Genomic DNA, 20453 nt, shown 5'->3' on the forward strand with positions numbered 1-20453 from the left:
AACCGTACACCTCCGTGGCGGGGCGGACTCAGAGCCTGACCTCGGCCAGCCGCCGGCCGTCCAGGGTGCGGACCTCGAAACGCGCGATCTCGTCGGTGTTCATGGCGGCGCCGCCCTGGGCGTAGAGGGGCTCCTTGCTCCAGCGGGAGCCGTCCCCGTCCTTGACGCCGTAGCCGGAGGAGGGCACGGCCCAGGTGGTGACGGTCTCCTCGTGGCCGTCCTTGCCGATGGCGACCAGGTCGCAGCTCCGCGGCCCCTTGAGGTTGCCCAGCTTGAGGGCGACGGAGGTGCCCCAGCCCTTCTGCTGGAGCGAGACGGACGCGTCCACCTTGGTGACGGGGTCCACCGCGCTGTACTTGCGGCCCTGGTCGTACACCTGCTGGGAGGTGGAGACCGCGGCCTGCTCCTTGCCGCCGTTGTTGCCGCCGTCGTCGTCGGAGCCGGCGGTGAGCGCGGCGCCCGCGAGCGGGCCGCCGACGATGAGGACGGCGGCCGCGGCGACGAGGTAGAGACGCCGTCTGCCGGACGCTTTGCGGCCGGCCGCGACGTCGTCCAGGAGCCGGTCGAGCAGCTCGGGACCGGGGCGGGCGGTGAGCACGGCGGGGTCGGGGAGCGTGGTGGCGGGGGCGGCGGTGGCTGTGGTTGGGGTTGCGGCGTCGGTGGTGGTGGTCGCGGTTGTGGCGTCGGCGGCGATGGTGGTTGCGGTTGTGGCGTCGGCGGCGTACTCGGCCAGCAGTGGCGGGATGCCCATCAGCTCGTCGAGCTCGGCGGCGCACCGCTCGCACCCGATGAGGTGGTCCTCGAAGCGCGCCGCGTCGGCGGGGTCCAGCACGCCGAGCGCGTAGGCGCCGACCGCGGTGTGCTGCTGGTCGTCCGCTGCCGGCATCATGCCGAAACCCCCCGTTCCTCGAGCGAGAGCTTCAGGGAGCGCAGCGCGTAGAAGACCCGGGACCGTACCGTCCCGGGGGGAACGCCCAGCACTTCGGCCGCCTCACTCACCGTCCGTCCCTTGAAGTATGTCTCCACGAGCGCCGCTCTATGTGCGTCGGTGAGGTCATTCAACGCGTCCGAAATGGTCATCTGGCGCAACGCGCGGTCGATGTCGTCCGCGGCGGCCATCACATGGAGCGGTGCCGCGTCCACTTCGTGGGGGCGTGCGCGGCGTTGCCGGTGTCCGTCGATGACGATGCGGCGGGCGACGGTCACCAGCCAGGGGCGTATCGACCCTCCGGAGCGCCGCAGTTGGTCGGCGTTGCGCCAGGCGCGGAGCAGGGTCTCCTGGACCACGTCCTCGGCGCGGTGCCGGTCGCCCGCGACCAGGCGCAGGACGAAGGCGAGAAGCGGGGCCGCGTGCTCCGCGTAGAGCGCGCGCATGAGCGCGTCGTCCGGTGTCGTCCTCTCGGTCACGAGGGCATCTTTGCGTACGCAAGCCATCGGGTCGAGGGGCGTACGGACCGGAAACGTCCGGCGTTCAATGGCCGTCCTGTGACGTACATCCCCTTCGCGGACTGAACGGATGTGGGGGTGCGGTGCGTACTGGAGCGCGAGAAGGCCGATGCCGGGCGGGTGTTGGCCACCAGGAAGGGCTCCCCCCCTCAATCCGCCCCGCAGGCCCCGGTCCCCCCCAGCCGGGGCCTGCGTCATGGTTGAGGGTTGTTCAGGTTTGCTGGTGCTTGGATTTACTCATTCACTCGGTGGGGGTTGGGTTCGCTGCGGCGGGGGTTGGGTTCGCTCGGCGGCGGTGGCGGGCCACTCGTTCGCGGTTTCCGCACACCTCACTGGAGCACCAGCGCCGCCGGCGGCCGCGCGAGGTGTCGAGGTAGACCAGCGAGCAGGTCTCCCCCTCGCACCGCCGCAACTGCCCGCGCGCCACCGGGTCGGTGAGCAGCTGCACCGCGTCCCGGGCGATCTGGGAGAGCAGCGCACCGCAGTCGGGTTTCCCGGCGAGGGTGCGGACGAGGGTGCCGTCGGGGGTCCGTACGGCCCGCGGGGCGGGCGGGGCGGTGGAGGCCAGCGCGTTCATCCGCTCCAGGTCGGCGCCTGCGGCGTGGCCCTCGACCTCGGTGTGGACGATGCGGTGCAGCAGATCGCGGGCGGCCCGGAAGCGGATGAGCCAGCGGTGGTCGACGACCTCGAGCGGGGTGCCGCCGGGCACCAGGCCGGAGCCCAGCAGCCAGGCCCTGAGGGGTTCTACGCCGCCGAGCCGCTCGACGGGCGCCTCGCTGAGCCGGCCGCCGACCGTGGCCACCAGGTCCAGGCAGATCCGCCCCGAGTCGAACCGCAGGTCGTAGGCCGACGCCGCCATGTTCCCGTCACCCCTTGTGAGGCCCGATCCGGTCACCCTTCAGAGTGCCCGCCCCGCCTGCCGCCCGGAACCCCCTCGGGGGCGGGGTTGCCCTGGGGTGCGCGGTCGGTTGTGTGGTGGGTGCGGGTGCGGGGCCTCCGGGGCGGGGTCCTGGACCGTATATTTACGGCGCCGACGACAGTTGAACGTGGGGTGGGCCGGAGATTGGCGCCACAAATACACGTAAGCGTCCAGGACCCCGCCCCTCCGACCCCGCCCCCTCCCGCCTCGTCGGCGACCGCACCTGGGTGGCCCCGGACACCGTCCGGCCCTGGGTACGCCCGGCGGCACGGGTGCGGCCCCGTTCCCTCTTGCCTCGTCGACAACCGCGCCCCGGCGGCCCCGGACACCGCCCGGCCCCGGGTACGCCCGGCGACACAGGCACCGGGCCGGGGGTGGGAGCGCCCCCGCCCCCACCCGCCTCCTCGGCGACCGCACCCCGGTGGCCCCGGACACCGTCCGGCCCTGGGTAACGCCCGGCGGCACGGGTACACCCCCGCCCCCACCCGCCTCCTCGGCGACCGCACCCCGGTGGCCCCGGACACCGTCCGGCCCTGGGTAACGCCCGGCGGCACGGGTACACCCCCGCCCCCACCCGCCTCCTCGGCGGCCAACACGGGTGGGGGCGGCTCCGCGTCGAGGGTGGGCGGGGCGCGGGGCGACCGGAGCCGGGGCGGCCCGGGGGCTAGGTGTCGGCGTACTTCGTTTCGGCTGAGGGGTCGAGGGCCAGTCGGTAGCCGCGTTTGACCACGGTCTGGATGAGCTTGGGCGAGCCGAGTGCCGTGCGGAGCCGGGCCATCGCCGTTTCCACCGCGTGTTCGTCGCGTCCCCCGCCCGGCAGCGCGCGCAGCAGCTCGGAGCGGGCCACGACCCAGCCGGGGCGGCGGGCCAGCGCGCGCAGGAGTGCCATGCCGGCGGGTGGCACGGTGCGCAGCTCTCCGTCGACGACGACCGCGTGGCCGCGGATCTCCAGCCGTCGTCCGGCCACCGGCAACGGCCTGACCCGGCCGGGGAGTTCGGCGGTGAGCAGCTGGACGAGCGGGCCGAGACGGAACCGTTCGGGCTGGGCGGTGGGCACGTCGTGGGCCTCCAGTGGGAGGGCGGTGACCGGGCCGACGCAGGCGGGCAGCACGTCGTGGCGGAGCGCGTCCAGGAGTTCGGCGCGCATTCCGCGCCGTTCGGCCCGGTCCAGCAGGCTCGCGGCGGCGGGCGCGCTGGTGAAGGTGACGGCGTCCAGGGCGCGGGCGACCGTGGCGTCCAGGAGCCGGTCGACGGGCCCGATGTCCTCCGGTGGCATCCAGCGGTAGACCGGCACCCCGACCACCTCCGCTCCCCCGGCGCGCAGCGACTCGACGAAGCCGGGCAGCGGTTCGCCGTGCAGCTGGACGGCGATGCGGCGGCCCTCGACGCCCTCCTCCAGCAGCCGGTCGAGCACCTCGGCCATCGATTCGGAGGCCGGGAACCACTCCTCGGTGAGCCCGGCGGCCCGGACCGCCCCGCGCACCTTGGGCCCGCGGGCCAGCAGTCGTACCCCGCGCAGCCGGTCGAGCAGTGCGTCGCCCAGCCCCCAGCCGTCGGCGGCCTCGATCCAGCCGCGGAAGCCGATGGCGGTGGTGGCGACCACGACCTCCGGCGCGTCGTCGATCAACTGCTTGGTGGCCGCGAGGAGTTCGGAGTCGTCGGCCAGCGGCACGATCCGCAGCGCCGGAGCGTGCATCACCTCCGCGCCGCGGCGCCGCAGCAGGGCGCCGAGCTCATCGGCGCGCCGTGCCGCGGTGACACCCACGGTGAACCCGGCGAGAGGGCCGACGGACGCCTCGTCACCCGCGGCTCCGGTCTGTTCTCGGTGCATGGCTCTGGTCCCGATCTCCCGATTCCCTCGCGTATGGGCGCCTCCGTTCCCCGCATCCTGTCGCCGTCCCGTGACGGTGGCGGTTCGCGGAGGTTTCCCAGGTGTAACGGGGGGTACGGCCGGGGGCTTCCCCGGCCGACCGTACGCCCCCGGCCGCTCAGACGTCCGCGTAGGCGGGTTGCCGCTCCGAGTGCGGATCATGCGTGTCCGGCCCGGCGGCGGACGCCGGGGCCGGGCGGGCGCCGCGGAGGTATACGGCCCAGGTGATCGCGGAGCACACGGCGTAGAAGCCGAGGAAGGAGACGAAGGCGGGGGTGCCGGAGTGGGCGTTCAGGAACGACTCCCGGAAGGCGAGGTTGATGCCGAGCCCGCCGAGTGCGCCGACCGCCCCGATCAGCCCCATCGAGGCGCCCGACAGCCGCCGCCCGTACGATGCGGCCTCCTCGCCCGTCAGGCCGCGGGCGACGGCCTTCGCCTGGAAGATGCCGGGGATCATCTTGAACGTGGAGCCGTTGCCGAGCCCGCTGAGGACGAAGAGGGCGATGAAGCCGACGAGGAAGACGGACAGCGACTTCTGGGCGGAGGCGTAGACGACCACGAGGGTCGCGGCGGCCATGGCGGCGAAGTTCCACAGGGTGATCTTCGCGCCTCCGTGGGTGTCGGCGAGCCGGCCGCCGACGGGGCGGATGAGCGAGCCGAGCAGCGGGCCGATGAAGGTGAGCGAGGCGGCCTGGAGCGGGGTGCGGTCGAACTGGTTCTGGAGCACCAGTCCGAAGGCGAAGCTGTAGCCGATGAAGGAGCCGAAGGTGCCGATGTAGAGCACCGACATGATCCAGGTGTGGGCGTCCCGCGCCGCCTCCTTGGCCGCCCCGCCGTCGTTCCGCACCGGGGCCAGGTTGTCCATGAACAGCGCGGAGAGCGCCGCCGCGACCACGATCAGCGGGAGGTAGACGGCGAGCACGAGCCGCGGCTGGGCCGCCCCGGCGGTGCCGATCACCAGCAGCCCGATCAGCTGGATCACGGGCACGCCGACGTTGCCGCCGCCCGCGTTGAGCCCCAGCGCCCAGCCCTTCTTGCGCAGCGGGTAGAAGGAGTTGATGTTGGTCATGGAGGAGGCGAAGTTGCCGCCACCGACGCCGGTGAGCGCCGCGGCCACCATGAAGGTGGTGTAGGAGGTGCCGGGCTCCATCACCACGGCGGCGACGACGGCGGGTACGAGCAGCATCCCCGCGCTGATGATCGTCCAGTTGCGCCCGCCGAACGCGGCGACGGCGAAGGTGTACGGCACCCGCAGGATCCCGCCCACCAGGGTGGGCATCGCGACCAGGAAGAACTTCCCGGCCGGATCGACGCCGTACTCCGGCCCCATGAACAGGACCATCACCGACCACAGACTCCAGATGGAGAACCCGATGTGTTCGGAGAGGATGGAGAAGGCCAGGTTGCGGGTGGCGATCCGCTCCCCCTTCTCCCTCCAGAAGGTCTCGTCCTCCGGGTCCCACTGCTCGATCCAGCGGCCCCCCTTGCGTGCGGCGGTGGTGGTCGGGGCAGTCATCACGCCTCCACAGTTCTCGGTGTCGCTGCCCGACGGTAGGGACCGGGCGTTACCGGGCTGTGGCGGCAGGTGACACGGACGAAACCTTGGTCTCACCCGGCGGAGGCGAGGGCGGTGAGGGGTGTCCCCCATGCGGTGGGGGAGGCTGATGCGTCCACTGTGTTGCACGGTTCCCGGTACGGTACGCGGTGCACCACCCGTCTGCCCCGCCGGAGGATCGCATGAGCAGCCAGCCAGACCACCGGTACGACCCGGTGACCGTGCAACCGGCCAGTACGCCCGAGGCGCTGCGCGCGGCACTGGCGCAGGTCGCACCCGGGTCCCTGGCCACCTTCGACGCCGAGCGCGCGGACGCGGTACGGCAGGCCCGCGCCGATGTGAGCGCGGCCCCGCTGCGCCGCTTCACCCGGCAGTGGGCGGTCAATGTGGCGATCGCGCGCCACCCGGCGCGCGCTGCCCGGCTCCGCGAGCTGGAAGCGCTGGTCGCGGAGACGGACGACCTCGTCAAGGCCCGCGAGGCCGCCGCGGAGGTCGGCCGGATCCTGGACGCCGCGTTCGCCGAGGCCGGGGTGAAGCGAGGGCACGCGTGAGTGACGCCTGGCGCTGGGAGTACGAGCCCGACGGGACGCATGTCGTCGGCGGGCTGCCCAGCCACGTGATCAGCGAGGTCGAGCGCCTCGCGCACGAACTGGTGGACCTCGCCACCATGGGCGTCGATGTCACCGACATCGGACAGGGTCCTCAGCCAGGCGTCCCGGGCGGACTGCGCCGCCTCGGCGTCGGCGGGGACGGCTGGCTGTATTTCCTGGCCATGCCGCGCCTGCGGCTCATCGTCGTCACCCGGGTCGTTCCGCCGTACGAAGATCTCTGAGCACCATGTCCGCCTCCGGACGCGGCAGCCAGTAGCCCGGTGGGCGGGTGAGCCAGTCGGTGGCGGCGAGCGTACGGGCCGCCGTGTGGAGGGCCGCCAGGCCGGGGTGGGTGAGTCCCTTGCGCCACAGGATGGAGACCGGTGAGAGCGGGACCGGCTCGGCGAGGGGGCGCAGCACCGTGCCGGGGAGGTGCGTGAACACCTCGCTGGCCAGCACCGACCAGCGGCGTTTGGTGACCACCCGGATGAACTCCGCGTCCCCCTCGATCTCCGGGAACGGCTCCGCCATCGCGATCCCCCGCCCCGCGAAGAGCTGGGCGGCCAGGTCCGTCCACTCGGTGGTGGTGTCGTTGCCCGCCGCCGCGTACAGGGTCTCGCCCGCGAGCGCGGACAGCGGGATGCGCGCGCAGCGGGCCAGCGCGTGGTCCTCGCGCAGGACCACGGCGATGCGCTCGTAGCGGATCAGCCGGTGTTCCAGCCGGGCGAGTACGGCGGGGTCGAGGCCGTGGGCCCGGCCGAAGGAGACGTCGAGGCGGCCGGCGACGAGTTCGGCGGCGGCCCCGGCCAGTCCGCTGTGGAAGCGGGCCACCAGTTCGGTCTCGGGGCCCAGGCGTCGCCGCGCCTCCGCCAGCACCTGGCTTCCGGTGCTCACCGGGGCGCCGACGTCCACCAGCAGCGGGCGGCGCTCGGTTCCGCTGAAGGCCGCCGCCAGGTCGTCCTGGGCCGCCAGGACCCGCCGGGCGTACGGGAGCAGCCGCTCGCCCGCGGCCGTGAGGGCGACCTGGCGGGTGGTGCGGACGAAGAGTTCCGCGCCCAGTTCCCGCTCCAGGCGGCGGATGTCGCGGCTGAGGGCCTGCTGGGCGACGTAGAGGCGGGCGGCGGCACGGGTGAAGTGCAGTTCGTCGGCGACGGCGGTGAAGGCGCGCAGCAGGCGCGGTTCGAGGTCCCGGTTCACGTGGTCCATGGTCCACGGCGCCGACGCATTGACAACACGAGTGCGTGAATGGGTCCGGATCAGGTGTTGGACCGGTCCTGGGCGGGCCCGGGACCGTGGTGTGGTGATCCTCTTCCTCGCCTCCCGGCCCGTCGTTCCCCGCCGCTCCGGCCCCCGCTCCGGGGCCGCGCCCGGCCCGCCGCGCCGCCGGTCGCCGTTCGCCCCGTACCGCCGGCTCTTCGCGGCGCCCGGTGCGCTCGCCTTCACGCTCGCGGCCTTCGTCGGCCGGTTGCCGGGCTCGATGCTCGGCGTCTCCACGGTGCTCATGGTCGCCACGGTGCGCGACTCGTACGCGCTCGCGGGCGCCGTCTCGGCGGCCGGGGTCGCGGTGACGGCGGTCGCGGGCCCGCTGCTGGGGCGGCTGGTCGACCGGTACGGGCAGGCCAGGGTGGCGGTCCCCGCCGTCGTCGTCTTCGTGGCCGGGTCAACCGCCATGGTGCTGTGCGTGCACCTGGGCGCCCCGGCCTGGACGCTGTTCTGCTGCGCGGCGGGCTCGTCCGGCGTGCCCAGCCTGGGTTCGATGACCCGCGCCCGGTGGGCCGCGCTGTACCGCGACGACACGGCCGCCCGGCACACCGCCAACTCCTTCGAGCAGGTCGTCGACGAGGTCTGCTTCATGGCCGGGCCCGCGCTGGCCATGGTGCTGTGCACAACGGTCCGCGCCGAGGCCGGGCTGAGCACGGCGGCGGTGCTGCTGCTCACCGGCACGCTGCTGTTCGCCGCCCAGCGCCGCACCGAACCGCCGCCGGAACCGCGTCCCGCCCGGGGCCGCGTCCTGCTCACCCCCGGTCTGCGGGTCATCCTGGTGACCTTCCTCGCGACCGGCGCCGTCTTCGGCTCGATGGAGGTGGCGACGGTCGCCGCCGTCGGCTCGTACGGGGGCTCCGCGGCGAGCGGCGCCGTCCTCGCCCTCCAGGCGGCCGGCTCCTGCGTGGCCGGGCTGGTCTTCGGCGCGCTGCCGCCGCGCGGTACGGCCGCAGGGCGCCTGGTGACGGGCGTGGCGGCAATGGCCGTGGCCGTCCTCCCCCTGCTGACCGCGCACAGCCTGGCCACCCTGGCCCCGCTGCTCTTCGTGGCGGGCATGGCCACGGCCCCCACGATGATCACCGGTATGACCCTGGTCCACCGGCTGATCCCGGCCGCCCGCCTCAACGAGGGGATGACCACCGTCTACACCGGTCTGCTCATCGGCATCTCCACGGGCGCCGCGGCGGGCGGCTGGACGGTGGACCACCTGGGCCCCGACTCCGGCTACCTCGCTCCGGCGACCGCGGCCGCCCTCGCCTTCGCGGTGGCCTGGGCGGGACGGGGCCGGCTGGGGGCCGCCCGTGAGGTGCCGTAGCCGTGCCCGTCGTCAGGGGCGGGGCCGCGCCTCGTCAGGGACGGGCCGGGAACCGGGCCGCGCCGCGTCGGCCTCAGCCAGGAAGGGCCGGAGCAGCTTGAGGAGGGGGCCCGGTTGTTCCTCGGGGAGGAAGTGGCCGCTGTCCTCGATCACGGCGCCATGGGTGTGCGGGGCGGCCTGGCGGAGGCTGTCGAGGGGGGCCGGGCCACCGGCCCGGCCGCAGCCGACGGCCAGGGCGGGCATCGGCAGCGGGGTGCGGGCCAGGTCGGCGATGGCGGCGGTGTCGGCGGGCACGTTCCGGTAGTACGCGAAGCCGGTGGCCAGCCGCCCCGGCCGGGCGTAGCCGCGCAGGTAGGTGTCGACGTCGGCGGGGCCGATGGCCCCGCTCTCCATGGCGTGCCCGTAGAAGTGCTCCAGCAGGATCCGCTCCCGGCCCTCCGCCAGCTCCTCCGCGAGACCGGGCGCCGAGAAGAAGCCGAAGTGCCACAGCCCGGCGCGGGCGATCAGCTCGCTCAGCCCGAAGCCGTGCAGCGGCACGGCGAGCAGGGTGAAGCTGCGGACCTGGGCCGGGTGGGCGGCGGCCCATCCGTAGCCGATGGGGCCGCCCAGGTCGTGCCCGACCACATGGACCCGGCCCAGGCCCAGCTCGGCGCGCCAGGCGTCGAGGAGATCGGCCGCGATCCGGACCCCGGCACCGTGCGGGGAGGGGTCCGACTCGCCCAGGCCCGGCAGGTCCACCGCGAACACCTCGTGGTGGCGGGCGAGTTCGGGGATCACCTTGCGCCAGGCGTACCAGGTCTGCGGCCAGCCGTGGAGCAGTACGACGGGGGTACCCGACCCGGCCCGCACCCAGTGCAGCCGTACGCCGTCGATCGTCGTCCGGTGGTGCTCATACGTTTCGTCCATGCCCGCAGTGGAGCACCGGGGCGGTGGCATTTTCCTGCTCGATATATGAGTGGTAAACGGGTTATTCGCGATCACGTATAGGCTGGACTCATGGAGCTGCGCCACCTCCGCTATGCGCTCGCCCTCTCCGAGCACGCCCACTTCGGCCGCGCCGCCGCCGCGCTGGGTATCCGGCAGCCCCCGCTGTCCCAGCAGATCAAGGCGCTGGAGACCGAGCTGGGCGTGCGGCTCTTCGACCGCACCGGGCACGGGGTGCGGCCCACCGCCGCGGGCGAGGCGTTCCTGGCGCGGGCCCGGCAGGTGCTGGACCATCTCGACCTCGCCGTACGGGACGCGGCCGACGCCGGCCGGGGCGAGACCGGTTCGCTCGCCATCGGCTTCCTCGGCACCGCGCTGGCCGCCGTGCTGCCCGAGGTGCTCACCGCGTTCCGGGCCCGCCGCCCGCAGGTCCGGCTGGAGCTGCGGGAACTCCCCAGCGCCCGGCAGATCGAGGCGCTGCTGGACGGCAGCCTGGACGCCGGTGTCATCTGCGGCCCGCCGCCCGCGTCCGCCCGCCGGCGGCTGAGCAGCCTCCCGCTGGGCCGGGAGAGCCTGGTGGCGGCGGTGCCGTCGGGGCATCCGCTGACCGGGGCCACGTCCGTGCCCGTACGGGCACTGGACAGCGAGCCGCTGATCCTCTCCTCCCGGCAGGCCGAGCCGGCCGCCGCCGATGTGGCGCTCGCCGTGTGCCGGGCCGCCGGGGTCGAGCCGAGGATCGCCCATGAGGCGCACAATCTGCACACCCTGCTGGGGCTGGTCGCCTGCGGGCTGGGGATCGGGATCGGACCGGCGGGGATGCGCCGCTTCCGGCATGTGGGGGTGACCCTGCTGCCGCTGGAGCCGGCCGCCGCCGGGCTGGAGTTCCACCTGGCCCACCGGTTCGGTCCGGTGCCGAGCGTTCTGGGCGCCTTCCTCCGCACGGTGCGCCAGGTGCACCGGGGCTGAGCCGGGAGCCCGGCTCCAGCCCCGCGGCCGGTCGCCCGTGCCCGTTCCCGCCCGTTTTGTCAACGCCATTGACATATCTCGACCACCCCTCGTATACCTCTCCCCATCGAAGCGCTTCGACGAACGTTGCACGTGCGCCATTCCTTCCAACCCTCCCGGAGGCAGCGGATGTTGACGGCACGGAAACGAACGAAACGAACGGTGGCCGTCATCGCGGCCGCACTCGCGAGTGCCCTGGTCATGACGGGTTGCGGGAGTGGCGGGGACGAGGCCGGGGACGGCAAGACGCTCAAGCTGTGGCATTACGAGGCGCCCAACAGCGCCATGGGCGTCGCCTGGAAGCAGGCGATCGAGGAGTTCAAGAAGAGCCATCCGGGCGTCACGGTGAAGGTCGAGGAGAAGGGCTTCGAACAGATCCAGAAGACCGCCTCGATGGTCCTCAACTCCGGTGACGCACCCGATCTGATGGAGTACAACAAGGGCAACGCCACCGCCGGACTGCTCTCCAAACAGGGCCTGCTCACCGACCTCACCCCCGAGGTCACCAAGCGCGGCTGGGACAAGCCGCTCAGCGCAGGGGTGCGCACCACCAGCCGCTACGACGCCCAGGGCGTGATGGGCTCCGGCAACTGGTACGGGATCCCCAACTACGCCGAGTACACGATGGTCTTCTACAACAAGGCCCTCTTCGACAAGTACCAGGTGAAGGTCCCGACCACCTTCGACGAGTTCACCGCCGCCCTGAAGGCGTTCCGGGCCAAGGGCGTCACCCCGCTCGCCAGCGCGGGCGCCGAGTACCCCGCCCACCAGTACGTCTACCAGCTCGCCCTGTCCAAGGCCGACCGCTCCTGGGTGGACGCCTACGAGCGGTACAAGAGCGACCCCGACTTCCACGACGCCGCCTGGACCTACGGCGCCACCACCTTCGCCGACTGGGTGAAGAAGGGCTATATCGCCAAGAGTTCGAGCGGCGCCAAGGCCGAGGACGCGGGCGCGTCCTTCATCGCGGGGACGTACCCGATGTTCTTCTCCGGCAGCTGGTGGTTCGGCCGCTTCAAGTCCGAGATGAAGGACGAGTGGGGCACCTTCCGCTGGCCCGGCTCCCAGCTGACGCTCGGCTCCGGCGGCAACCTCTGGGTCGTCCCCAAGGGCGCCAAGAACAAGGAGCTCGCCTACGACTTCATCGACATCACGATGAAGAAGGGCATCCAGAACACCCTCGGCAACAACGGCGGAGTGCCCGTGGCCGCCGACGCGTCCGCGATCACCGACCCGAAGTCCAAGGCCCTCATCAAGGACTTCACCGCCTACTCCGAGGGCGACGGCCTGGCCTTCTACCCCGACTGGCCGGTCCCCGGCTTCTACGACACCCTCGTCTCCGAGACCCAGAAGCTGATCAGCGGCAGCGCGAAGCCCGACGCCTATCTGGACGCGCTGGAGAAGGCGTACGACGAGGGCGCGCCGAAGGGATGAGTTCCCACGGCCACGGCGTGCGACGGCGCCGCGAGTATCCGTACGCCCTGTTCCTGATCCCCGGCGCGCTGGCCTTCCTCGCCGTCATCGTCGTCCCGTTCCTGATGAACACGGGGATCAGCCTCACCCACTGGCAGGGGGTGGGCAGCCCGGAGTGGGCCGGACTGGACAACTACCGCGACCTGCTGGACGACTCCGCCTTCTGGGAGTCCTTCCGGCACAGCCTGGCGATGGTGGTGGCGATGGCGGTCATCCCCACCGCACTCGGCCTGGTGCTGGCCGCCGCGCTCTTCGACTACATCGCCCAGCACATCGGCACCCGTACCGCGAGCGTGCTGCGCGCCTGCTTCTACCTGCCGCAGGTGCTGCCGATCGCGGTGGCCGGGATCGTCTGGAGCTGGATCCTCGCCCCGGAGAACGGCGCGCTCAACGAGGCGCTGGACGCGGTCGGCCTCGGCTCGCTGCGCCATGACTGGCTGGGCGACCCGGACTTCGCGCTCTACAGCGTGATGGCCGTGATGGTGTGGGTGCAGCTCGGCTTTCCGCTGGTGGTCTTCATGGCGGGGCTCCAGCGCGCGGACCCGTCCCTGCACGAGGCGGCCGAGCTGGACGGGGCCTCGTGGTGGCGGCGGTTCTGGCATGTGACGCTGCCGCAGATCCGCCCGGAGATCACCGTCGTGCTGCTGTGGTGCACCATCGCGGCGCTCAAGGTCTTCGGCGCGGTGTACGTACTCACCAAGGGCGGGCCCGGCGGGGCGACCAATGTCCCCTCGTACTTCTCCTTCCAGTCCTTCTTCGAGAAGACGCAGGTCGGCTACGGCTCCGCGGTCTCCACCGCGCTCACCGTGATCATCCTGGCGCTGGCCCTGGTGGCCCTGCGCCTCCAGACCCGGGCGGAGGACCAGCAGTGAACGCCCTCAGACGACACCACGCCCCGGCCCGCTACCCGGTGCTGGCCGCGCTGACCGTGGCGGCCGTGGCTATGGTGCTGCCGTTCCTCGTGGTGGTCCTCAACGCGGTCAAATCGCCCGCCGAGTACTCCGCGAACGGCCCGCTGAGCCTGCCCGAAGGGATTCATCTGGACGGGCTGCGGGACTTCTGGGAGCGGGTCGACTTCGGCCGGAAGCTGGTCAACTCCGTGCTGATCTCGGGCTCGGTCGCGGTGCTCGCCGCGGTGCTGTCCGTGCTCAACGCGTATGCGATCGGCATCGGGCGGATCAAGGGCCGCCCCTGGGTGCTGGCCTTCTTCGTCCTGGCCAACATGCTGCCGCAGGAGGCCCTGGTCTATCCCGTCTACTACCTGTCCAAGCAGGCGGGGCTGTACGACACCCGGCTCAGCGTGATCATCATCTTCACCGTGATCCAGTCGGCCTTCGGCACCTATCTGCTCTCCTCCGTGCTCGGCGCCTTCCCCAAGGAGGTCATCGAGGCGGCCCGGATCGACGGCGCCAACAAGTGGCAGGTGCTGTGGCGGGTCGTGGTGCCGGTCAGCCGGCCCACCATCGGGGTGCTGCTGGTCTTCTTCTTCATCTGGACCTGGAACGAGTTCCTGCTGCCCCTGGTGATGCTGATCTCCAACGACAACCAGACCGTCTCGGTGGCGCTCGGTGTCCTCCAGGGCCAGCGGCTGATGGACGCCACCATGACCAACGCGGCCGCCCTGCTGGGGGTGCTCCCCGCGTTCTGCTTCTTCCTGATCTTCCAGCGGACCCTGACCCGTGGCATCGCCATGGGCGCGGTCAAATGACGAGGAGGGCCGCATGAAGTTCAGCGACGGCTACTGGATGCTGCGCGAGGGCGTGCGCGCCGCGTACCCCTCCGGGGTGCTCGATGTGGAGACCGGCCCCGGCACCCTCACCGTGCACGCCCCCACCCATCCCGTCCGCCACCGCGGGGATCTGCTCAAGGGCCCCGCCCTCACCCTGACCTGCACCGCCCCCATGCCCGAGGTGATCGCCATCCGGATCACCCACTTCGCGGGCGGGGTGCAGCGCGGCCCGTCGTTCGAGATCGCCCGCCAGGAGTACACCGCCGAGGTGAGCTGCGACGCCGAGGAGGCCCGGCTCACCTCGGGCGATCTGTCGGTGCGGTTCGCCCGCACCGGGCCCTGGCGGATGGACCTGGAGGCCGCCGGGCGCCCGCTCACCAGCAGCGGCGTCAAGGACATGGGCATCATGGAGACCGCCGACGGCCACCACTACCTGCGCGAACGGCTCACCCTGCGGGTCGGCACCTCCTGTTACGGACTCGGCGAGCGCTTCGGCCCGCTGCTGAAGAACGGCCAGGCCGTCGACATCTGGAACGCCGACGGCGGCACCGCCACCGAGCAGGCGTACAAGAACGTCCCGTTCCTCCTCACCGACGCGGGCTACGGCGTCTTCGTCGACCACCCCGGCCGGGTCTCCTTCGAGGTCGGCTCGGAGGCGGTCTCCCGGCTCCAGTTCAGCGCCGAGGACCAGGAGCTCACGTACTACGTCATCCACGGACCCAGCCCCAAGGAGATCCTGCGCCGCTACACCGCGCTCACCGGCCGCCCCGCGCTGCCGCCCGCGTGGTCCTTCGGACTGTGGCTGTCCACCTCCTTCACCACCTCCTACGACGAGGAGACGGTCACCGGCTTCGTCGACGGCATGGCGCAGCGCGACCTGCCGCTGTCCGTCTTCCACTTCGACTGCTTCTGGATGCGCGAGTACCAGTGGTGCGACTTCACCTGGGACCCGCGCGTCTTCCCCGACCCGGAGGGCATGCTGCGCCGGCTGCGCGAACGGGGCCTGAAGATCTGCGTCTGGATCAACCCGTACATCGGCCAGCGCTCCCCGCTCTTCGCCGAGGGCAAGGCGGCCGGCCATCTGCTGAAACGCCCGGACGGCTCGGTGTGGCAGTGGGACCTGTGGCAGCCGGGCATGGCGCTGGTGGACTTCACCAGCCCCGCCGCCCGCGCCTGGTACGCGGCCAAGCTGACCGCGCTGCTGGACATGGGCGTGGACTGCTTCAAGACCGACTTCGGCGAGCGGGTGCCCACCGATGTGGTGTACGCGGACGGCTCCGACCCCGAGCGGATGCACAACTACTACACCCACCTCTACAACCGCACCGTCCACGAGGCGCTGAGCGAACGGCGCGGCGAGCGCGAGGCGGTGGTCTTCGCGCGCTCGGCCACGGCGGGGAGCCAGCGGTTCCCGGTGCACTGGGGCGGCGACTGCGAGTCCACCTACGAGGCGATGGCCGAATCGCTGCGCGGCGGGCTGTCGCTGGGTCTGTCCGGCTTCGGCTTCTGGAGCCATGACATCGGCGGTTTCGAGGGCACCCCGGACCCGGCCCTGTTCAAACGGTGGCTCGCCTTCGGGCTGCTGTCCTCGCACAGCCGGCTGCACGGCTCGTCCTCCTACCGGGTGCCGTGGCTCTTCGACGAGGAGTCGGTCGAGGTGCTGCGCCGGTTCACCCGGCTGAAGCTGCGGCTGATGCCGTACCTGTACGAGGCGGCCCGGCAGGCGCACACCGAGGGCGTCCCGGTGATGCGCGCCATGGTCCTGGAGTTCCCCGGCGACCCGGGGTGCGCGGGCCTGGAGCGGCAGTACATGCTCGGCGGGGACCTGCTGGTCGCGCCGGTCTTCGACGACGAGGGCGAGGTGCGGTACTACGTGCCCGAAGGGGTCTGGACGCAGGTGCTCAGCGGGCGGACGGTGCGTGGCCCGGCTTGGGTGCACGAGACCCACGACTTCCTCAGCGTCCCGCTGCTGGCCCGGCCCGGCGCGGTGATCCCGTTCGGGGCGGCCGACGACCGCCCCGACACCGACTGGGCGGACGGGGTCACCCTGCGGGTGTACGAACCCTCGGCGGAACCGGTCACGGTGCGGGTGCCGCGCCCGGACGGCACGACGGCCGCCACCTTCACCGTCGTCCGGGACGGGACGACGCTGCGCGCCGAGGCCACCGGCACCTCGGCACCCTGGCGGGTGGAGGTGCCCGGCGGCCCGTCGGCGGACGCGGCGGCGGGGACGGCCACGCTGACGCTGCCACTCAGCGACGACGAGGGCTGACCCGGCGCTGACGCCACCGCTCAGCGACGACGGGGGCTGACCCGACACTGACGCTGCTGTTCAGCAGCTCCGGGGCTCTTGGTCCAGCACTGACGCTGCTGTTCAGCAGCTCCGGGGCTCTTGGTCCAGCACTGATCCTGCGGCTCAGCCGCCCCGGAGCCCGACCCGGCACAAACCCCGCCACCCAGCAGCCGCGGGGGCCGGCCCAGCACGGCCCCCGCCGCTCAGCAGCGGCGGGGCTTGGCCCAGGCGCATTCGCGTCCGGTGTCGGCCGCGCCGGCGGTGGCGCCCCGTACCGTACGCGGCGCCACCGCCTCCGCATGGCCCTCGCCGGACGTCGCGAGCGTCACCACGATCGCGTCCTCCAGGCTCTTCACCGACTCCGCGAGGTAGTTGTTGAGGACCACGCTGTAGACCAGCTCCCTGCCGTCCGCGTCGGTGACATAGCCGGACAGCGCGGAGGCGCCGGTCAGGGAGCCGGTCTTGCCGCGGGCGTTGCCCGCCGCCGGGGTGTCGCACATCCGCGAGCGCAGGGTGCCGCCCACGAACCGGTCCGGGGCGCAGGCCACCGGCAGCGATGCGTACCAGTCGGCGTACCAGGGCTGGTCCCGCACCGATAGCAGCAGCTCGCTGAGGCGCCCGGCCGCGATGTTGTCCATCCGGGACAGCCCCGAGCCGTCGACCTGGCGCACCGCGCCGGCGTCCACCCCTTGCTTCTTCAGCCAGTCGGCGATCGCGTCCAGGCCCGCGTCCCAGGTGCCGCGCCCGGCCACCTCGTAGCCGATGGCCTTGGTGAGGGCTTCGGCGTGGATGTTGTTCGACAGCTTCATGAAGGGGATCAGCAGCTCCTTGAGCGGCATGGAGCGGTGTGCGGCGAGCGCGCGGGCGTCCGCCGGGGTGGCCCTGCCCAGGCGGGTGGGCCCGGCCACGCGGACGCCGTGCCGGTGGAGCGCGTCGGCGAAGACCGAGGTGGCGTAGCCGGTCGGCTCCCAGACGCTGACCCACTCCTTGACGGCAGCCGCCCCGGCGGGAAGGGAGCCGCTGACGGTGATGGTGTTGGTGCCGTGCCGCCGTTCGACGGTGAGGCCACCGCTTCCGGTGGTGGCGCGGTTGTCGATCCGTACGTAGGCGTTCGGCGGGGTGACGGTGGTCTTCGGCCGGTCGCCGGGGGCCGCGCCCGGGGTGACCTCCACGATGACGCTGCCCGCGTCGTAGTCGGTGTCGGGGGCGAGGGTCAGGGCGGAGATCTGCGCCGCGTAGTACGAGGACTCGTCGTCGGCCGCCCAGGAGCGGCCCACCCGCTGCGCGTCGAACCGGGTGTCGTCGGCGATCAGCCGCCCGGTGACCTCGGTGACGCCCGCGTCGGCGACGCTCTTGGCCAGGCGGTCGTAGTCCGCGGCGAGCATCGTGGGGTCGCCGGTGCCCCGCAGATACAGATCGCCCCGGAGCGTATGGCCGCGGCGGGAGCCGTCGGTCAGGACATCGGTGCGGAAGCGGTGGTCGGGGCCGAGCAGCCCCATGGCGGCGGCCGAGGTGAACAGCTTGGTGTTGGAGGCGGGCATCAGCCGGTCGTCCGGCCGGTGCCGGTAGAGCACCGCGCCGGAGTCGGCGTCGGCGACCACCACCCCGGCCGCACCGGCCTTCAGCAGGGGGTCGGCGAGCACGGTGTCGAGGGCGTCGCCGAGCCCGGCGCGGGCGGCGTCGGCACCGGCCGGTGAGCTCCAGGTGAGCGTGCAGGCGAGTCCGATGACGAGGGGCCAGATCCAGCCGCTCGTACGACGGTTCATGGGTCTGCTCATGTCACGGGAGCATCCCGCACCCCGTCATTTCGCGACAGGGCGCGCGGCGCGGCAACCAAAGCTCCGGATCAGCGCGTCTCCTGTGGCGGGCGGGGGATCCGAACACGACGAGAGGCGACGCATCGATGGGCACTCCCGCGGCCGAGGCGCTGTGCATCACGATCGGGCTGTTCCTCTACGCCTGCGCCGTCCGCGATGCCCGCCTGGTGCGACGGCTGCGCCGCGAGGGGGTCCGTACGGAGGGGCTGGTGGTCGCCAACGTCGTGGACCGCCGGAGCGGGAACTCGCCCCAGACGCCGGTCGTCCGGTTCCACGACCACCAGGGCTACGAGGTGGAGTTCACGACCGCGATCCAGGGCGTCGGGATGGGGCTGGCGACCGGCCGGAGAGTGGGCGTGGTGTACCTCCCGGACAACTCGCGGAAGGCCCGGGTCTGGATGCGGCGCCAGCTGGTGGGCCCGGCGGTGGGCATGACCTTGATCGGCACGCTCTTCCTCGGCTTCGGCCTGCTGATCGCTTTCAGCTGACGGCCGGCCATCGGCGCGGCACGGCGCGGCGGTCAGCCGTCAGGCGGACGCGGTCGTGAGCGCGAGGCTTTCGGGGAGGGCGGCTATCGCCTCGCGGAGGCGGGCGGCCAGGTCGTGGCGGGGTGGGGGCTCATCCCGCGTACGGCTCGGGCCCTCCGCCCCGTCGGCCTCTTCGGCTTGGGCCACCCAGCCCGCCACCGCACCGCGGAACGCGGCGATCAGCATGTCCACCGCCAGCCGCGGCCGGAGGTCGCCCGGCGCCCCGAGGCCGAACCGGCGGTGCAGGATCTCCAGCGCCTGCTGCGTGGTGGCCTCGCAGAACTGCAAACCGTGCGCGCCCATCGAGGGCGTCCGCTCGGCCAGCCGCCGGCTGAGCAGCAGCCGCCGGGTCCACCCCTCGTCGTCCATCCGCTCCAGCGCGGCCAACAGCGCGTCCCGCCCCAGCTCCACCACCGGCAGCCCGTCCGGCTCCGCGGTCTCCAACTCCCCCAGGAAGGCCCGCCACAGGTCCTGGTCGGGGGCCATCGCGACGTCTTCCTTGCTGGTGAAGGTGCGGAAGAAGGTGCGCTTGGAGACCTCCACCTCCTCGCACAGCTCATCCAGCGTCACCCCGCCGAAGCCGCGCTGGGTGAACAGTTCCAGCGCGGTGTCGATCAGCGCCTGGCGGGTGCGCCGCTTCTTGCGTTCGCGCAGTGATTCGCGCAGTGCGGAGGGGGCAGCGGCAGTCACGGCGACGAGTGTAACCGCCATGGACGACGCCACTTGCACGCATGTGCCACTCAGTGGCATAACTGAGTCCGTCATCTCGCGTCGAAAGGCGAACCACCATGCGCGCCCTGCTCGTTGACCACTCCACCCCCTCCGGCCTGCGCCTCGGCGAAACCGCCGACCCCCAACCCGCCCCGCATCAGGCCCTGGTCCGGGTGACCGCCACCTCCCTCAACTACGGCGAGGTCACCCACCGGACCGAGGCCCCCGACGGCACGGTGCTGGGCTGGGACGCCGCCGGGGTGGTCGAGCGCGCGGCCGCCGACGGCTCCGGCCCGGCCGCCGGGACCCCCGTCGTCACCCTGGGCGCGGACGGCGGCTGGGCGGAGCTGCGCGCGGTGGACACCACCATGCTCGGCGTCCAGCCCGCCGCCGCCGACCCCGGCGCGATCAGCACCATCCCGGTCGCGGGCGCCAGCGCCCTGCGCGCCCTGCGCCGCATCGGCGACACCCTCGGCCGGCGCATCCTCGTCACCGGCGCCACCGGCGGGGTCGGCCGCTACGCCGTCCAGCTCGCCCGGCTCGGCGGCGCCCACGTCATCGCCACCACCGGCGACCCGGACGCCCACGGCGACGGCCTGCGGGCGCTGGGCGCGCACGAGGTGATCGCGGGACCGGAGGAGCTCGGCGAGCCGGTGCACGGAGTAGTGGACATGGTCGGCGGACCGCAGTTGGTAGCGGCCTACGACCATCTCGCGGCCCACGGCACCCTGGTCTCCGTCGGCCATGTGGCGGGCCGGCCCGAGGTCTTCCCGTTCGGCGCCCTCTACGGCAACGAAGGCCGCCACAACCGCTCGATCGTCACCTTCTACCTGCTGGACCGCCCCGACATCGGCCCGGACCTCGGCTGGCTCGCACAGCGCGTCGCGGCGGGCGACCTCGACCCCCAGATCGCCTGGCGCGGCACCTGGAACCGCGCCGAGGAGGCCGTCGCAGCCCTGCTGGAGCGCCGCCTGCACGGCAAGGCGGTCCTGGACATCGCCTGACCCACCGGCCGG

At 72.7% G+C, this 20453-nt stretch carries 19 protein-coding genes; 10 read left to right on the plus strand and 9 right to left on the minus strand.

The genetic code is table 11. From position 1 onward, the window contains the following. Positions 1-28: 28 nt before the first annotated feature. The 5 genes from N6H00_RS16040 to N6H00_RS16060 all read right to left on the minus strand — a co-directional run bounded on the left by N6H00_RS16040 (position 29) and on the right by N6H00_RS16060 (position 5751). Positions 29-889 carry an anti-sigma factor family protein gene (locus tag N6H00_RS16040; protein ID WP_268972383.1) on the minus strand — a complete coding sequence of 287 codons (861 nt, stop codon included), beginning with the start codon at positions 887-889 and terminating at the stop codon, positions 29-31. Beyond that, positions 886-1434, minus strand: coding sequence for a sigma-70 family RNA polymerase sigma factor (locus tag N6H00_RS16045; RefSeq protein ID WP_268972384.1), 549 nt, complete (start codon positions 1432-1434; stop codon positions 886-888). Before N6H00_RS16045 ends, N6H00_RS16040 begins: the two co-directional genes overlap by 4 nt. Positions 1435-1687: 253 nt before the next feature. Continuing rightward, positions 1688-2305: a CGNR zinc finger domain-containing protein gene (locus N6H00_RS16050; protein WP_268972385.1), complete on the minus strand. Its 618-nt coding sequence runs from the start codon at positions 2303-2305 to the stop codon at positions 1688-1690. 724 nt (positions 2306-3029) lie between these two features. Then, positions 3030-4196, minus strand: a complete 1167-nt coding sequence (locus N6H00_RS16055; RefSeq protein ID WP_268972386.1) for a uroporphyrinogen-III synthase — start codon at positions 4194-4196, stop codon at positions 3030-3032. A gap of 157 nt (positions 4197-4353) precedes the next feature. Beyond that, positions 4354-5751 carry a nitrate/nitrite transporter gene (locus N6H00_RS16060; protein WP_268972387.1) on the minus strand — a complete coding sequence of 466 codons (1398 nt, stop codon included), beginning with the start codon at positions 5749-5751 and terminating at the stop codon, positions 4354-4356. Between the two features lie 221 nt (positions 5752-5972). Here N6H00_RS16060 and N6H00_RS16065 point away from each other — a divergent pair, with 221 nt between their 5' ends. Then, positions 5973-6341 (plus strand): hypothetical protein, encoded by a 369-nt coding sequence (locus N6H00_RS16065; RefSeq protein ID WP_268972388.1) that lies wholly within the window; start codon positions 5973-5975, stop codon positions 6339-6341. Beyond that, positions 6338-6622, plus strand: coding sequence for a hypothetical protein (locus N6H00_RS16070; RefSeq protein ID WP_268972389.1), 285 nt, complete (start codon positions 6338-6340; stop codon positions 6620-6622). Before N6H00_RS16065 ends, N6H00_RS16070 begins: the two co-directional genes overlap by 4 nt. Here N6H00_RS16070 and N6H00_RS16075 read toward each other — a convergent pair. Beyond that, the gene (locus tag N6H00_RS16075) at positions 6588-7586 is read right to left on the minus strand and encodes a LysR family transcriptional regulator (RefSeq protein ID WP_268972391.1); all 999 of its coding nucleotides are present in this window, start codon (positions 7584-7586) and stop codon (positions 6588-6590) included. The genes N6H00_RS16070 and N6H00_RS16075 overlap by 35 nt on opposite strands. A gap of 94 nt (positions 7587-7680) precedes the next feature. Here N6H00_RS16075 and N6H00_RS16080 point away from each other — a divergent pair, with 94 nt between their 5' ends. Further along, a complete protein-coding gene (locus N6H00_RS16080; protein WP_268976989.1) occupies positions 7681-8958 on the plus strand; it encodes an MFS transporter in 1278 nt (425 codons plus the stop codon). A 12-nt stretch (positions 8959-8970) separates the two neighbouring features. On the opposite strand, the gene N6H00_RS16085 is transcribed toward N6H00_RS16080, so the two are convergent. Continuing rightward, a complete protein-coding gene (locus N6H00_RS16085; RefSeq protein WP_268972392.1) occupies positions 8971-9864 on the minus strand; it encodes an alpha/beta fold hydrolase in 894 nt (297 codons plus the stop codon). Positions 9865-9954: 90 nt separating this feature from the next. Here N6H00_RS16085 and N6H00_RS16090 point away from each other — a divergent pair, with 90 nt between their 5' ends. The 5 genes from N6H00_RS16090 to yicI all read left to right on the plus strand — a co-directional run bounded on the left by N6H00_RS16090 (position 9955) and on the right by yicI (position 16361). After that, on the plus strand, positions 9955-10848 hold the full coding sequence (locus N6H00_RS16090; protein WP_268972393.1) for a LysR family transcriptional regulator: 894 nt from the start codon (positions 9955-9957) through the stop codon (positions 10846-10848). Positions 10849-11016: 168 nt separating this feature from the next. Then, positions 11017-12321 carry an ABC transporter substrate-binding protein gene (locus N6H00_RS16095; RefSeq protein ID WP_268972394.1) on the plus strand — a complete coding sequence of 435 codons (1305 nt, stop codon included), beginning with the start codon at positions 11017-11019 and terminating at the stop codon, positions 12319-12321. Then, on the plus strand, positions 12318-13232 hold the full coding sequence (locus N6H00_RS16100) for a carbohydrate ABC transporter permease (RefSeq protein WP_268972395.1): 915 nt from the start codon (positions 12318-12320) through the stop codon (positions 13230-13232). Before N6H00_RS16095 ends, N6H00_RS16100 begins: the two co-directional genes overlap by 4 nt. A 71-nt stretch (positions 13233-13303) precedes the next feature. Continuing rightward, on the plus strand, positions 13304-14068 hold the full coding sequence (locus tag N6H00_RS16105; RefSeq protein WP_268976990.1) for a carbohydrate ABC transporter permease: 765 nt from the start codon (positions 13304-13306) through the stop codon (positions 14066-14068). 13 nt (positions 14069-14081) lie between these two features. After that, on the plus strand, positions 14082-16361 hold the full coding sequence (gene yicI / locus N6H00_RS16110) for an alpha-xylosidase (protein WP_268972396.1): 2280 nt from the start codon (positions 14082-14084) through the stop codon (positions 16359-16361). A gap of 224 nt (positions 16362-16585) precedes the next feature. On the opposite strand, the gene dacB is transcribed toward yicI, so the two are convergent. Further along, complete coding sequence (gene dacB, locus N6H00_RS16115) at positions 16586-18160, minus strand: D-alanyl-D-alanine carboxypeptidase/D-alanyl-D-alanine endopeptidase (protein ID WP_268972398.1); 1575 nt, start codon at positions 18158-18160, stop codon at positions 16586-16588. 125 nt (positions 18161-18285) lie between these two features. Here dacB and N6H00_RS16120 point away from each other — a divergent pair, with 125 nt between their 5' ends. Further along, entirely contained in the window at positions 18286-18687 is a 402-nt protein-coding gene (locus N6H00_RS16120) for a DUF3592 domain-containing protein (RefSeq protein ID WP_268972400.1), read from the plus strand. Positions 18688-18726: 39 nt separating this feature from the next. Here the strand turns inward: N6H00_RS16120 and N6H00_RS16125 are convergent, their stop codons facing one another. Next, a complete protein-coding gene (locus N6H00_RS16125; protein ID WP_268972401.1) occupies positions 18727-19416 on the minus strand; it encodes a TetR/AcrR family transcriptional regulator in 690 nt (229 codons plus the stop codon). 98 nt (positions 19417-19514) lie between these two features. Here N6H00_RS16125 and N6H00_RS16130 point away from each other — a divergent pair, with 98 nt between their 5' ends. Beyond that, entirely contained in the window at positions 19515-20441 is a 927-nt protein-coding gene (locus tag N6H00_RS16130) for a zinc-binding dehydrogenase (RefSeq protein ID WP_268972402.1), read from the plus strand. The last annotated feature ends 12 nt before the right edge of the window (positions 20442-20453 follow it).

This window comes from Streptomyces sp. S465 (genome assembly GCF_026898115.1).
GTDB classification, from domain to species: Bacteria; Actinomycetota; Actinomycetes; order Streptomycetales; family Streptomycetaceae; genus Streptomyces; species Streptomyces luomodiensis.